Genomic DNA, 14,753 nt, shown 5'->3' on the forward strand with positions numbered 1-14,753 from the left:
AATGCAGTTTTCCGAATTGAGTGCATCAATGACTACGCCACTTTTTCCGATCGACCCTGATCAAGTTGCCGCTGCCGAAGTTCAGATACTCGAGCAATCGAAGCGTATCGAATTCTATTTAACTGAACTTTCGGTCGAACTGCTCGCGAAGAAGATGGAGGACGGCGATTTTGATATCCCGGGATACCAGCGCGAAGATACCTGGGAGCATGAACGAAAATCGCGATTCCTAGAATCGCTATTAATGGGCTTGCCGATTCCGTTCCTGTTTTTCTGGGAACGGCCCGATGGGAAGTTGGAAATTGTCGACGGATCCCAGCGTCTGCGAACCATTCACCAGTTCCTCCTTGGCGACCTATGCTTTAGTGCGCTTGAGCAATTGACCGAGTTGGAAGGCTTGCGTTTCACCGACCTGCCAGAGTCGCGTCAAAGGAAGGTAAAGAATCGCTCGATACGCGGAATCGTTTTGAACGAGCATGCGGACGAGCAAGCCCGGTTTGACATCTTTGAGCGTATTAATACCGGCAGTAAGATTGCGAACAAGGCCGAAGTTCGTCGCGGCGCGCTCACTGGCCCATTCTTGGATCTCGTAATCTCGCTTGCCCGAGATCCGCTATTCATTGAACTAGCCCCGGTAACGCCGGCTGGCGTAAATCTACGCGAGCGGGAAGAACTCATCACTCGGTTCTTCGCGTACGGTGACGGTCTAGAAGGCTACCGCGATCGCCCCGCCGATTTTTTCTTCGCATACGCCAAAAAAATGAACGACGTTCTACGTGCACATCCGGAAAAGCTAGAGGAATATCACAAACGCTTTCACGATACGATGAAATTCTCGCAGCGCATTTACCCGCTAGGATTCAAGAAGACCGCCAGGGCAACAGAAACTCCTCGCACGCGCTTTGAAGCTCTCGCAATTGGTACATACTTAGCTTTAGCCGAGAAGCCGGAAATGATGGATGCTCCGCCGGACGTGTCCGCTTGGTTATCTAGCGCCGAATTTGCTTCATTGACGAAGTCCGGGGGAGCCAATCCAATCGCAAGCTTACGCAGTCGCCTGAACTATGTTCGCGAGCAGCTTTTAAACGCATGAACATTACCACCTTAGAAAAGTCCTTTGACGAACGCGTTAAGGAAATCGAAAGCTACTTGGACCTGCTTGACCTTGTCGAGCGACAGTTGCAGCATGGGCCGCCGGAAATTGATGGATCGGCCCTTACGACTGACCAGCAGCGAATCCTCTATTCTTCTGTGTATTTGCAGCTTTATAACCTAGTTGAAGCCACGGCGACGTGGTGCGTTGATGCGGTAACGTTCGCCACCTCCGACCCGGCCCAATGGCACGCCTCACAACTCGCATCTGAACTAAGGCGGGAATGGGTTCGCGCGCAGTCTCGGTCGCATGTTGACCTCAACTACTCGAATCGGCTACAAGCCGCCGTAGAGCTTTGCGACTGTTTAATTGCTGGGCTTCCGATAGGCGAATGGAGCGTCGAGAAAGGCTATTCCGGAAGTTGGGACGATGCGGCTTTAGAGTCGATTTCTGTGCGCCTCGGCTTTAATTTAAGCATTCGCCCGGAGGTATATCGTGCGGTTAAGCAGCCGATACGCGAGGGCAAGGGAGCGCTTGGCCTCGTGAAGTATTTCCGCAATAGGCTTGCCCACGGAAGTCTGTCGTTCGCGGAGTGCGGCGATGCTGTCACTTCCGCTGAATTACGAGATCTTGCGACGCGCACTTCAACCTACTTGCGCGACGTAGTCAGCACGTTTCGCCACTTCATTGAACAATACCAATTCTTAGCGGTGGAGTTTCGTCCCAGTGCCTAGAATTCCCGTAATATCCTGTGTTGATCTTTTCTGCGGACTTGGCGGCTTAACGCATGGCCTCACGGAAGGTGGTGTGAATGTTACCCTCGGCGTTGATTTAGATCCCCACTGCAAGTACCCCTACGAGCAAAACAACGATGCGTCTTTCCTTACGATGAATGTTGAAGACGTCACGTCTAAGACGCTTGAGCCATTCTGGCGCAATGGCTCATATCGATTACTGGCCGGTTGTGCTCCGTGCCAGCCGTTTTCTACTTTCAGCCGAACCATCACTCGACTCGGCCGCAAGATAGAACGCGATCAGAAGTGGGATCTCGTCGCCGAATTCGGGCGTCTCGTCAAAGAAGTGAAACCTGACTTTGTCACAATGGAAAACGTTCCTCAGGTGGCAGATCACTCCGTTTTCAAAGACTTCACGAAGTCACTTAAGGGATACCACGTTTGGCACTCCGCAATTCAATGTTCCGACTACGGCATTCCGCAAACTCGCAGGCGTCTTGTGTTACTCGCGTCTCGTCTCGGGCCGTTGGAACTACAGTCGCCAAACGACAATGATCATAAAAAGTCGACGGTAAAAAAAGCCATTTTGAATCTTCCACGACTTTCGGCTGGCGAATGTGATCCCCAAGATGCACTCCATGCGGCACCTCGTTTGAGTCCATTGAATCTACGCCGCATCAAGGCTTCTGTGCCCGGTGGCACCTGGCGTGATTGGAAGTCTTCGCTCGTTGCGTCGTGCCACAAAAAGAAATCCGGCGAAACGTTTCCGGGCGTATATGGCCGTATGGAATGGGATCAACCTGCTCCGACGATAACCACGCAAAGCTTCTCCTACGGAACGGGTCGATTTGGTCATCCCGAGCAGGATCGTGCAATTACGCTTCGAGAAGCGGCGATTTTGCAAACGTTTCCACGGAATTATCGTTTTTTGCGAGCGGGTGAACGCGCGAATTTCAGCGTTCTCGGCAGGCTAATCGGTAATGCTGTTCCTGTTCGACTGGGCGAAGTGATTGCTACCACATTGATATCGCATATTAAGTCTTATAAGCGGAGCGACTGACAACTCTCTCCGCCGATCAGGACAACCGGAAATGCTTGCCGGAATCCGTTCAGGCGATTTGTAAAAAGAAGCTTCGAGCCGTCGCGATCCGTGCGACGACTCGGAGCCCGGATCCGCCGAGTCGCTGCCTTGCGCGTCGGCGGGGAACGGAGGTTTTGGTGGTTCCGTTTTGGGAACCGGCCTCGCCGTGTGATTCGTGCGGATTTCAGCCCGATCCGGGATCGCAGGGAACGGCGGTGGAACGGTACCGTTTTTAACGATCGGTCGTATTTCCAGCGTTTCACGAGCCTAAAACCGAACATAATAAACATTATCAGACGTTGTAGTGCGGCTCGAAAACAGGTGGGTCGGGCCCTGCTTTGCGGCTGCGGGCGGTTGATCGGGAGTGTCACCGCGGTGGCTTGAGAAATGAGAGATATGGCTGAGCCGTGGGCGTACGGGCATGGTGCTCGGCGGCGTTCGCGTGGCGTTCTTGGAGGACGCCGAGAGGCGGCCGTCACGGATTTTGATCGCGGTCGGCTTCGGCGCGGCGGCGTTGAGAAAGAGTTTGCGTGCGCGAACGATCGCGGCCTGGAGACCCTCGTCGTGCGCCATTCGGCGCGGCTGCCGTCGAGTTCCGTTTAGAACGGTTTTTCGGTAGGGGGGCTTGGGGCGAACTTTAGCCGCTGGGGAGCGGCTGCCGGTTGCGGTCCCCTGCCCGGCTTGCGGGCTTGGTGGGACTGACCGCGAGCGCGCCCGTAGCAACGCGTAGAGTATCGGCGCTGAGCGTGCCGCCGCCGAGCGTGTTGGTCTTACGCTTTGCCGCCTTCGAGAAACATTCCCATCCGGCGGAACTTTTCGTAGCGGGCCGCGAGGAGTTTTTCCGGCGTTAAGGCCAGTAGCTCGCGAAACGACCGTTGCAGATACATCTTCATGCGAGCTGCGGTTTGGTTGTGGTCGCGATGGGCGCCGCCGAGCGGCTCTTCGATGATGTCGTCGATGACTTTGAAGCGGAGCAGGTCGCGCGAGGTCAGCTTCAGCGCCTTGGCGGCTTTCTCTTTGAAGGTGTGGCTTTTCCAAAGAATACCCGCACAACCCTCGGGACTAATCACGGAATAGTAGGCGTGCTCGAGCAGGGCCACGCGATCTCCCACGCCGATCCCGAGCGCGCCGCCGGAGCCCCCTTCGCCGATGACGATGCAGACGATCGGCGTCGGCAGACGCGACATCTCGAACATCGACGACGCAATGATTTGCGCTTGGCCTCGTTCTTCGGCGCCGATGCCGGGATAGGCGCCCGGCGTGTCGATGAAGCAGACGACCGGCAGCTTATATTTCGCCGCGGCCTTCATGCGCAACATCGCCTTGCGGTAGCCTTCGGGATGCGCGCAGCCGAAGTGGCAGGCCTGGCGTTCTTTGAGCGTTTTCCCTTTTTGGTGGCCGATGACCATCACTTTTTGTTCGCCGAGTTTGGCGAAGCCCGTGAGAATGGCGCGATCGTCGCCGAACGATTTGTCGCCGTGCAGTTCGACGAAGTCGTCGAATACGAGATTGAGATAGTCGCTCGTCATCGGGCGATCGGGATGGCGGGAGACTTCGACGGTCTGCCACGGCTCGAGATTGGCGAAGACTTTCTTCTTCAACTCGGCCGCTTCGCGCCGTAGTTTGCGAGCTTCTTCGATCGTCTCGGGGGTCTTTTGCGGCGACGATTCGAGCAATGCGACGCGATCTTCCAATTCGTAGATCGGACGTTCGAATAAGAGGCGGGTGCCGGCGGCCATCGTCGTTTCCTTATTTCCGTCGTGGGGCGAAGCGAGTGCGTGGTTATTTAATCGACGTTACTTAAGCGACTTTTGACTCTTGAGCGTCGGGCGTGCAGGCTTGGAAGCGACTTCGTCGTCTTTCAAGACGGAAATCCGTTTCAACTCGTTACTCACTTCAGCTGCCGAAGGGGGGCGATCGGCGGGATCTTTCGCCATCATCTTCATTACGAGTTGAGCGAAGCTCGACGTCACGCTGGGGTTATCGGTTTCCGGGTTCGGGAGCGGAAAGTGTAAGTGTTTCGTCAGAAGTTCGTTGCTGGTCGAAGCGGTGTAGGGGGGGATTCCGGTGGCAAGATGGAAGAACGTGCAGCCGAGACTATAGACGTCGGATCTTAGATCGACCGGCTCGCGGCGTATTTGCTCCGGCGAAAGATAGCTGCGGGTTCCTTGGATCGAGCGCTGGCGTCGCTTCCAAAACCAACGTTCCCAACCTTTGGGCGGTCGTCGCGCCAAGGCAAAGTCGATCAGTCGGATTTCACCATGTTCGTTCAGAATGTAATTGTCGGGCTTGAGATCGAGATGCAGAAATCCATGTTCGTTGAGTCGGCTTGCCGATTCGGCCGCTTGCGCGACGATCGTCGGCAGCAAGCAGAGCATGTCCTTCCAGGTTTCATTAAGTACGTCGCGCAGGTTTAGCCCGGCGAACAACTCCATCAACACATAAGGACCGCAACCGGCTTCCCCGTATTCGTGCGCTCCGAGCAGCAACGGATGGTCGAGCTTCGATCCTATGGCAAACTCGTTTTGCAGCGCAACGACTTGCTCTTTGTCCGATCGGAATTCGGGCAACAGAAACTTGATTGCGCAACGTCGTTGCCGCGAGTCGTCGATCGCCGCCCAAACTTGGCAGTATCGGCCCGAGCGGATGAGATACAGCAATCGATTCGTGCCGACGAACGAGGAGCTAATCGCGGACACGCGGCTTTCCCTCGTTACGGTTGCGGCTGCTCAATCCTTACGAACCGCATAGTTTAACACCCCTGCCGAAGACTGCCAACCGCGATCGACCGCTACGGGCCCAGGCATTTCGGGGCATTTTGCGGCGTTTTTGCATTGCAGAAGGGGCGATCACCGCCGGCGCTCCCCTGCTCTGCCGGCGGTCGCTCGTTACGATGCCGGCCCGTCGTCGTAATGCACGCTCAGCAGGAACAAGCCTTGAGCCGGCACCTTCATGCCTGCGAGCTTGCGGTCGCCCGCCGCGACGAGTTCTTGCGTCCAGCTTTCGGGCTTGCGGCCACGACCGACCTCGACCAGCGTGCCGACCATCGTGCGGACCATGTTATAGAGAAAGCCGTCGGCTTCGACTTCGAAGTAGATCACTTTCTCGTCCGGTGCGACAAGCCTGCGGCAATCGATATCGAGCACGGTTCTCACGCTCGACGAGCGTTGCGGCCACTGCGTTTCGAACGAGCGGAAGTCGTGCGTGCCGCGCCAGTGTTGCGCTGCGCGATGCATCGCTTCGGCGTCGAGCTTGCCGTAGCAATAGTGCCACGACGTGCCGCGGCGAAACACATCGGCCGTCCGGCTGTTGTGAATGATGTAGCGGTATCGCTTTCGCTTCGCCTGCTTCCTCGCATGAAATCCCGGGGCGGCTTCTTCGGCCGCGACGACGACGATGTCGTTCGGCAACTCGGCATTCAGCGCTCGGCGAAACGCAGCCGGCGTCAACGTCGCCTCGGTATGAAAACTCGCGGTTTGCCCGAGCGCGTGAACGCCGGAATCGGTTCGACCGCTGCCGGAAACGACGACGCGCTCGCCGACGATGCGCTGGAGAGCTTGCTCGAGCTCATCTTGCAGCGTCCGATTGCCGGGCTGGCGCTGCCACCCGCGATAAGCGGCGCCGTCGTAAGCGAGAGTGAGCTTGATCGTGCGCATGTGGGACCGTGCGCATGCAGCGCTACGAAGCGGCCGCCGCCGAACGGATCAGCAACTCGGCGATTTGCACGGCGTTCGTCGCGGCGCCCTTGCGCAGGTTGTCGCTCACGCACCAGAACGCGATGCCGTTCGGGCTCGACAGGTCTTCGCGAATCCGGCCGATGAAGACTTCGTCGCGGCCGTCGCACGTGAGCGGCATCGGATACTGCTTGTTCGCCAGATCGTCGACGACGACGATGCCGGGGAACTCTTGGAACAGCTTCGTTGCCTCGGCGACCGAAAGCTTCCGTTCGGTTTCGACGAGAATGCTCTCGCTATGGCAATTCGAGACCGGCACGCGCACGCAGGTCGGACAGACTTGGATGCTGTCGTCTCCCATGATCTTGCGGGTCTCGAAGACCATCTTCATTTCTTCGGAAGTGTAGCCCTGCTGCTTGAGCGAGCCGATTTGCGGAATCAGATTGAACGCGATCGGGTGGGCGAACGTTTCATACTTGTAGTCGGCGTTATGAAGCTTCATGTGCGTGCCCGCTTCGAGATCGCGCTGGCCGGCGACCCCTGCTCCGCTCGTGGCCTGATACGAGCTGACGATCACGCGCTTCACGCGGGCCGCATCGTGCAGCGGCTTCAACGCCACGACCATCTGCGTCGTCGAGCAATTCGGACTGGCGATCAGGCCTTGATGGCTGCGGATCGCGTCCGGATTCACTTCCGGAATCACGAGCGGCACCTTCGGGTCCATGCGCCAATAGCCGCTCTCATCGACGACGATGCAGCCGGCCTTCACGGCCCAGGGGCAGAACTCCGCGGCCGTTTCATCAGGCGTGCTGCCGATCGCGAGGTCGATCCCGTGGAACGAGTCGGGCGTGAGTTCTTCGACCGTCTGCTCTTCGCCGCGGAACATCAGCTTCTTGCCGGCGCTGCGCTTCGTCGCCAGAAACTTAACCCGCCGGATCGGGACGTTTCGTTCTTCGAGCAATTGGCGGATAAGGGTCCCCACGGCACCCGTGGCACCGACGACGGCTAGCGACTCGAACACCTGAAGATCTCCTAAACGAACGACGACGAAGCGAGGAACGAACCAGTATAGACTCCCCTGCCCCACGGCTTCAATGAGGCGAACACGGGGCGCATCGTCCGGTATGCGCGATCGGGGTTCGATTCGGCGCGAGATACGACCTAATTCGTGCGCTTATCGACACGCTTGCCGCTAGGTGGACGTGGGCTGCTCGACCGAGCTCTTTCCGTGGTGAGCGTTCGCTCCGAAGGGCTGCGCTCCGGGGATGAATCGCTCGCCCCCCTCCCCTGCTCCGCGGGTGCCGTCAGGTCGTCGGGCTCGCCGCGATCGAGCAGTCGTCGGACGAGCGCAGGAGACGCGAACGCCAAGATCCCGATCGGCATGATGAGGCCGAATGTCATGAGGCCCATGGCGATGCCGATCCCAAGATGCAACGGCAAGGCGATCGCCATCGTGAGTGGGCGGAGAATTCGGGGCCAAATCAAAACGCAGAACGTCAGCTCCCAATAGGCCGCGATCTGCGTGAGGATCGCCGTCAGCACGGGCCAGCGGGCCAGCCAAGTCAGGTCGAGCGTTTGATATTCGAGATTCGCGACGGCCCCCCACAGCGCATAGCCGGCCCACCAAGAGTCTCCTTGGAGCTTGCCAAGGCCGGCGAAGAAGTAGATGACGCACATGTGTAGTTGAATCAACCGCGTCGCGATGTTGGCCGACGTCGATGGCGCGGCCGGCGGCAAGCCCTCCCCTGCCCTCCTCGTCTGCAACAATCGGTCGACCGAGTATGCCGCTCCGCACGGCGCGAGCATCAGATACGTGATCAGCATCCCGTTCATCTGATCGAGCCCGAACAACACGCCGGGCAAGCGATGGATATACGACAGCGTGATAATGAACGACAAGATCGAAGTCACGCGAGTGAACAGCCCGACGGTGAACATCGCGAGCACGACGAGCCCCAAGAGATGCGCGGTCCAGAGCGTCGCCGGTCGGTCGCAGAGCCAAAGGTAGCTGAAGGCCCATCGCATGCGTTCGCCGTAAAACGACTCGACCGAGGAGCGCGGAATCAACCCGTCGAGTGCGACGAACGTCTCGAGCTCTTTCATCCAGACGAGATGCGTATAGACGAGCATCGCACCGACGCAGATGCGCATCAGCGCCACGACTGCGACGTCGGCCGGCGTAAACCAAAAGCGATTCCAGCCCGTGAGTGCGGCGCCACCCAACTCGCGCAAATAATCGACGAACAACTTCATCGGCGAGCCTCGCTCGGCATCGCCGCGCCGGCCTCGTGAGCGTCCGGCGTATTACTCGTATAGCTGATGAGCAATCGCTCGCGGTAGGTGTCCGGGGCGTCGAGCTTGCGGCCCTCGATAATCTCTTGCCGATGCGAGAGCCGATGCACGACGTGGTAAAGATCGACTCTTACGGCGCCATGCTTTCGCGCAAGATGCGCTGCGATTCCGCGCGCATACACATCTGCCCTCCGGATGCGCGGCGGGCCGGCCGGCGAAGGAGGATCGAAGGTTCCGGTCGTCGGACCATCTTCCCGCGGAACGGGAATCATCTCCGCTCCTTGCGGAGCGACGGGGAGCGAAAGCCGCGCCGTGCCGGGCATCTCGGGCTCCATGTTCCATGTCTCGAAGTTCCGACCGTCGGGCAGGAACTCCGTCAGCATGAAGTAGCGATGGTAGAGCAACCGCGGCCAATCGCGCTTCCGATCCGGAAACCCTTGCTCGGCTCGACCGACTCGCTTCGTGCCGTCGGCGAAGTGCAGATCGTAACGGATCAAATGACTTTCGCCTGGATCTGGTGCGAAGAACTTATACGCATGATCCAGCGACAGGGCGGTCGCATAAGCCCGAAACTTCGGCCGGAGCAATTCCGGAATCTCCGACGGCGGCCCTACGAAATGCGGCGGAGTCGCCAACGGTTCGAGGAGCACGGCCGCGAGGTGATAAACCAAGAGCAGGCTGACGCCGGCGCGCACCCAAGGGCTGCGGAAAGCTCCGGTAATCGCGACCGCCTCGACGGACGGACTGTTCAACGTGGATAAGGAAGACATCGCGACCGGAGAGTTGCACTCAGCGAGACGAAGACGTCATTACTATCGGTTGCCGATGCCGTCCCTCTTCCGCATTCGCCCCCCGACCCGACCTCGGCAGCGTAAATGAAAAAACCCCTCGTCAAAGTCGCGGTGACTTTGACGAGGGGTCGGATTTCAGCGATTCAGCCGATCGTAACGATCGAAGATCGTGACTTACTTAGCGGCGACGAGCTTCGGAGCTTCGGCGTCGAAGTTCAATTCCAGGTTCGAGCCGCCGACGAGCGTGAGGTTCTCTTCGCTCGACACGACTTGGCCGTCACGGGTCACTTCGATGCGAACCGTGTAGTTGTCCCAGGTTTGGCCGGCGGCGAGCTTCGTGGTGGCGAATTCGCGCGTCGTGCCGACCGCTTTGGTTTCCTTGCCGGCGATGAAGACTTTCGCATCGGCCGGAACGTTCAGCGTGAGCTTCGTCTTCGTCGGCTCCGACACGACCTTGTCGGTAGGTTGGGCCGGGCTGTCGAACGAGAATTGAAGGTCGGCCGATTGACCGGCTTGCAACTTGACCGTCTTGGTTTCGACGACCGACTTGCCGTCGCGGACCACTTCGGCCTTGAGTTCGTAGGTGTAGTTCTTGCCGAGGGCAAGACCGTTGGAGACGAAGCGGCGTTCGCTGCCCGTGCTCGAGGTCTCATAGCCGTTGACGAAGACCTTGGCGTCGGTCGGAACGGCGACGTTGAGAACGGCCATGTCTTCCGAAGTCGAGATCGAAGCGGCCTTGTTGATCGCCGGAGCGGCCGGTGGAGGTGGCACAGCGCCCGGAGGAACCGCCATCGGAGCACCTTGGATCGGGGCACCTTGCATCGGAGCGCCTTGGATGTTGCCGTCGATGATGTATCCGCCCGAGCTGCCGCCCGAGGAACCACCCGACGCGCCGCCGCCGTAGCTGTAGCCGGTCATGCCGCCGGAGGAACCACCGGACGAGCCGCCGTAGCCGCCGCTCGATCCGCCCGACGAACCACCGGAGCTGCCGCCCCAACGAGCAGCGTGCTTGGCGTGATGACGAGCGAAGAAGCCCATGCGACCACCCGACGAGCCGCCGCTGTATCCGCCCGAGCTGCCGCCCTACGAACCACCGGAGCTGCCGCCGTAGCTGTAACCGCTGCTGCCGCCGCTCGATCCGCCCGAGCTGCCGTAGCCGCTCGAACCACCGTAGCTATAGCCGCTGCTGCCACCCGACGAACCGCCGGAGCTACCGTAGCCCGAGCCGTACCAATTGAAAGCGCCGGCTTCGGGAACTCCGGCCGCGACGCTGCTGATTCCGATCAAGGCAGTCAAAGCCGCCCGCTTCAAGTTCCACGACATATTCGATCACTCCACAATTGGGGACTAAGGGAATTTACGCAGGCTGTATGACCTGGCAACATACCAAAGCTAGCACGCAATTCAAGCAATCTAGGCAGAATTTCCGCATTAGCACGATTAAGAAACGTGCAGATTTCGCGGGATTCGTACTAATTCCACCGGCAGCGGGCATCTAACGGGCGGTCGCCGCATTTGACCTATCTTAACACCTCTCAACGACTTAAGACGGCGCGCGGTATCCCCCTAAGTGAGGTCATGGAACTTTGGCGGCTATTTCACCGTCACCAATTCCACTTGCGCGGCCGAACCGGCGACGTCGGAAATTTCACAGTTCAACGGCTCGGTTCGCTGCTCCCGATCGATCACGACGGTCACGGTATGCCGCCCGACCGTCGACGTGATTCGCATTCGACCCTTCGGCGCGAGGGGCTCGCCGTCGAGCCAGATCTGAAGATTCGTCGCCGTGTTCCAAACGAGTTCGATCTCACCGGCTTGCTTTACCTCGAATTCGAAACGCACCATCGCATACGGCGGAACCTTCATCCATACGTTATTCACTTTCGCCGTGGCGGCGACCGCGTCGAGCCGGAGCGTGCCGTCGAAGCGCGAGAAGGCCGGTTCCCAAGTCAAGCGTTTGTCGGCGGTCGCTACTAAGCTCAACCGATCGCGCCGCAACGCTTCGAGCCCCTGCGGTGTCATCGCCAGCGATTCCCAGCGCCGCACGACCCGTCCCGGCTTCAGTTGATACGGCCCGACCTTGCCGAGCTCGGTGAGATAACGAACGAGATCGACGAGCTCGTTGCGCGTCAGGTTGTCGACGAGCCCGACCGGCATGAGCGACATGCCTTGCGCCCGCTCTTCGATCGACTTGAGCGGCACCGTGATTTCGACATCTTCGGAATTGCGCAAAATGAGATCCTTATCGGTTTCGCGCACCTTCACGCCGTTCAAAGTCCGGCCGTCGTCGGTGACGATCGCGAGCGAGTGGTAGCCTTCTTTGATCGCCTTGTTCGGTTGCAGCATCGAGTCGACGAGATAATCGGGCTGCGCGCTCGCGCCGATGCTTACGAGGTCGGGCCCGACGCGCCCCCCTGCCCCGCCGATGGCATGACACTTCAAGCACGACAAATCTTTGCGATGAAACAGCGCCTCGCCTCGCGCCGCGTTCCCCTTCGTCTTCACTTCCTCGACGAGCGCCAAGGTCTCGGCCGGCGTAAGTTGCAAGCCCGCGCCGGTGATGCCGCCGGCTTTCTTTAAGGCTTCGATGAGCGCTTCGTCCGGCTTGGCCGAAGCGCGGGCCGTCCGGACGGCGAGCTTCGCCACATCGGGCGAGAGCGTCTTATCGGCCAGCGCTGTTTTCAAGACCGCTCCGGCCCCTTGCCGCGACGCAAAGGCCTCGACGATCGCGGCCGTGTCGACCGCATCGGCCTCGGCGCTCGTCAGCAGCGACACCGCCGCTTGGGCCGCGGCGCTATGATAAATTTTCAAGAGCGAGATCACGGCGACCTGTCGGGTCGCTGCAGGATACGAGTCGCTGCTGAGCTTGATCAGCGCTTCAGACGACTTCGAGCCCCCTAAGTCGCCGAGAGCCGCAATCGCCGCGGCTTGGCGCTCGGTCGGCGGACCGTTTCGCTCGGCGAGTCGCCACAGGTTCGGTCGCGTCTGCTCGAGTTTCCATAAGCCAAGCAACTTCGCGGCCGCCGCGGCCACGCGCTCGTCTTGCGCATCGAGAAGCTGTTCCAACAAACTCAGATCGCCGTTCGGACGGATGTTGCGCGTCGTCGCCGCACCTGCCAAAGCGTTCAACAGCGCGACCTGCACATCGGCCGACTGGTTGGGGCTCTCCATTACCAACCGAAAAATCATCGCCAAATCCTGCGGTGCCCCGAGCCGCGCGATCAGCTCGAGCACGCCGTCGCGACGATCTTCGGGCAGCTTGCCGTCGTTCAGAAGTCGCACGAGCGGCGCGACGATCGCCGGCTCGTCGACGGCCCGCAACGCGAACTCCAAATGGACAGGCTTCTCAAACAGCCGCGACTGCGACTTCTCCGCTAACACGGCCGGAAGCCAAACGCCTTTCTGCTCGCGGCAGGTTTGCCATAGCGCAAAATCCAGGAACCCATCCATCGGCCGATCGAGCACCTGCAAAGCGGCGGTGATCGATTCCGGAGTTTGCACGTTACGCAACGCACACACGGCTTCCAGCCGGACCTGCGGATGTTCGTCGACGGCGCGTGTCGCAATCGCTTCGTACAACGAAGGCTCGCGCTCGACCCACATACCGGCGACGCGCGTGGCCGCGGCGCGCACATGGTGGTCTTTGTTATCAAGCGGTTCGGTCAGCAAGTCTCCGTCGATGGTGTCGAGCGATTGGTTGACCCAGAGCTGTTCGAGATCGGAGGCGGCGATTCGCGGCGGCCTGCGGGCGTCGGTTTCGATGTTGGTGACCGCGACAAGGACTTTAAGTTTGAGTAAATTCTTGTCTTTGCCGAATCGATCGACGAGCGATCGCTTCGCGAAATGCCTCGTGTAACCTTCAGGCGATCTCGTCGCATGAGCGACAAGGTCGCCGAGTTCGGCCTTCACCAATTCTGGCCGAGGCGCAAGCTCGCGCCCTTTCACTGTCACGCGCCAGATGCGGCCGTGCGTGTGGTCGCGGCGCGGATCGCGGAAGTCGACTTCGCCGTGCTGAATGATCGGGTTGTACCAATCGGCGATGTACAGTGCGCCGTCGGGGCCGAGCTTCACGTCGATCGGGCGAAACGCCACGTGGTTCGACTTAATCACCTCGGGCTGCTCGCGCGAGACATAGCCCGAGCCGCTTTCGGTGAGCTTGAAGCGGACGATCCGATGCGCGCGGAAGTCGCAGGTGATCATGTCTCCTTGCCAACTCTCGGGAAAGTGCCTGCCGCTGATGATCTCCAGTCCGCAATACTTCGGGCTGCCGGGGTTCAAGCCGTTGAGGACGCGCGGCGCATTTTGCGCGGTCGGGTAGGTCGAGCCGGGGAACGCGTAGTTGATTCCTTCGCCGCCGGCGCCGTCGGTGACGAACGAATTGCCCCACCGGTCGAAGTGGTGCCCCCAAGGATTGATCCAGCCGCGCGAGAAGACTTCGAGGCGATGCGTCGGCGGATGGTATTGCCAAATGCCGCCGGCGTTGAGCCGGCGCACGCCGTACGGCGTTTCGATATGGCTGTGAATGTAGATCGACTGGTTCATGTAGAGCCGGTTATCCGGACCCCAGCGCAGCGTGTGCAGAATGTGGTGCGTGTCTTCCGTGCCGAAGCCGGAGAGCAGCGTAGTGCGCGAGTCGGCCTTGAGGTCGCCGTCGGCGTCGGTGAGGTGCAGCAGCTCGGTACTGTTCGCCACATACGCGCCGGGCTTGCCGTCGAAAGCGCCGGGCTCGATGCCCGTGGGAATCAACAGGCCATCGGCGAAGACGTGCGTCTTGTCGGCCTTGCCGTCGGCGTCGACATCTTCAAGGACGATGATCTTGTCGTTGGCTTTTTGGCCCGGCACGATGTGCGGATAGGTTTCGCTTGTCGCGATCCAGAGCCGGCCTGCCGAGTCGAAGTTCATCTGAATCGGCTTCGCCAACAGCGGATCGGCCGCGAAGAGATTGATCTCCAGGCCGTCGGCCAGTTGCAGCGTCTGCCGCTCGAGCTCAGGATCCGGTGAAGGAATATCCTTGAGATCGCGCTGCGCCAGCGCAGGCGACGACGCGCAGAAAAACAAAATCGCAGCGACGACGAAGCGCCCCATAGC

12 protein-coding genes are annotated in these 14,753 nt (G+C 59.7%); 3 read left to right on the forward strand and 9 right to left on the reverse strand.

Translation table 11 applies throughout. The features are described from left to right. Positions 1–28 precede the first annotated feature (28 nt). Genes K8U03_12755 through K8U03_12765 form a run of 3 tightly spaced genes read left to right on the forward strand, consistent with a single transcriptional unit; the run spans position 29 to position 2,887 of the window. Positions 29–1,093, forward strand: a complete 1,065-nt coding sequence (locus K8U03_12755) for a DUF262 domain-containing protein (GenBank protein ID MCE9605757.1) — start codon at positions 29–31, stop codon at positions 1,091–1,093. Next, complete coding sequence (locus K8U03_12760) at positions 1,090–1,827, forward strand: hypothetical protein (GenBank protein ID MCE9605758.1); 738 nt, start codon at positions 1,090–1,092, stop codon at positions 1,825–1,827. Before K8U03_12755 ends, K8U03_12760 begins: the two co-directional genes overlap by 4 nt. Continuing rightward, the gene (locus K8U03_12765; GenBank protein MCE9605759.1) at positions 1,820–2,887 is read left to right on the forward strand and encodes a DNA cytosine methyltransferase; all 1,068 of its coding nucleotides are present in this window, start codon (positions 1,820–1,822) and stop codon (positions 2,885–2,887) included. Before K8U03_12760 ends, K8U03_12765 begins: the two co-directional genes overlap by 8 nt. Positions 2,888–3,678: 791 nt before the next feature. On the opposite strand, the gene K8U03_12770 is transcribed toward K8U03_12765, so the two are convergent. From K8U03_12770 to K8U03_12810, 9 genes are all read right to left on the reverse strand, one after another. Beyond that, positions 3,679–4,647 (reverse strand): acetyl-CoA carboxylase carboxyltransferase subunit alpha, encoded by a 969-nt coding sequence (locus K8U03_12770; protein ID MCE9605760.1) that lies wholly within the window; start codon positions 4,645–4,647, stop codon positions 3,679–3,681. A 57-nt stretch (positions 4,648–4,704) separates the two neighbouring features. Next, positions 4,705–5,607, reverse strand: coding sequence for a serine/threonine protein kinase (locus tag K8U03_12775; protein MCE9605761.1), 903 nt, complete (start codon positions 5,605–5,607; stop codon positions 4,705–4,707). A gap of 189 nt (positions 5,608–5,796) precedes the next feature. Continuing rightward, positions 5,797–6,564, reverse strand: a complete 768-nt coding sequence (truA, locus tag K8U03_12780) for a tRNA pseudouridine(38-40) synthase TruA (GenBank protein ID MCE9605762.1) — start codon at positions 6,562–6,564, stop codon at positions 5,797–5,799. Positions 6,565–6,586: 22 nt separating this feature from the next. Then, positions 6,587–7,603 carry an aspartate-semialdehyde dehydrogenase gene (locus K8U03_12785; GenBank protein ID MCE9605763.1) on the reverse strand — a complete coding sequence of 339 codons (1,017 nt, stop codon included), beginning with the start codon at positions 7,601–7,603 and terminating at the stop codon, positions 6,587–6,589. 140 nt (positions 7,604–7,743) lie between these two features. Continuing rightward, positions 7,744–8,829, reverse strand: coding sequence for an HTTM domain-containing protein (locus K8U03_12790; protein ID MCE9605764.1), 1,086 nt, complete (start codon positions 8,827–8,829; stop codon positions 7,744–7,746). 2 nt (positions 8,830–8,831) lie between these two features. Further along, positions 8,832–9,644 (reverse strand): hypothetical protein, encoded by an 813-nt coding sequence (locus K8U03_12795; GenBank protein MCE9605765.1) that lies wholly within the window; start codon positions 9,642–9,644, stop codon positions 8,832–8,834. A 195-nt stretch (positions 9,645–9,839) separates the two neighbouring features. Beyond that, a complete protein-coding gene (locus K8U03_12800) occupies positions 9,840–10,703 on the reverse strand; it encodes a TIGR03000 domain-containing protein (GenBank protein MCE9605766.1) in 864 nt (287 codons plus the stop codon). Positions 10,704–10,748: 45 nt separating this feature from the next. Then, on the reverse strand, positions 10,749–10,988 hold the full coding sequence (locus K8U03_12805; protein MCE9605767.1) for a hypothetical protein: 240 nt from the start codon (positions 10,986–10,988) through the stop codon (positions 10,749–10,751). A 270-nt stretch (positions 10,989–11,258) separates the two neighbouring features. Next, positions 11,259–14,750 (reverse strand): HEAT repeat domain-containing protein, encoded by a 3,492-nt coding sequence (locus K8U03_12810; GenBank protein ID MCE9605768.1) that lies wholly within the window; start codon positions 14,748–14,750, stop codon positions 11,259–11,261. Between the last annotated feature and the right edge of the window lie 3 nt (positions 14,751–14,753).

It is taken from the genome of Planctomycetia bacterium (assembly GCA_021413845.1).
Classification (GTDB): Bacteria; Planctomycetota; Planctomycetia; order Pirellulales; family PNKZ01; genus PNKZ01.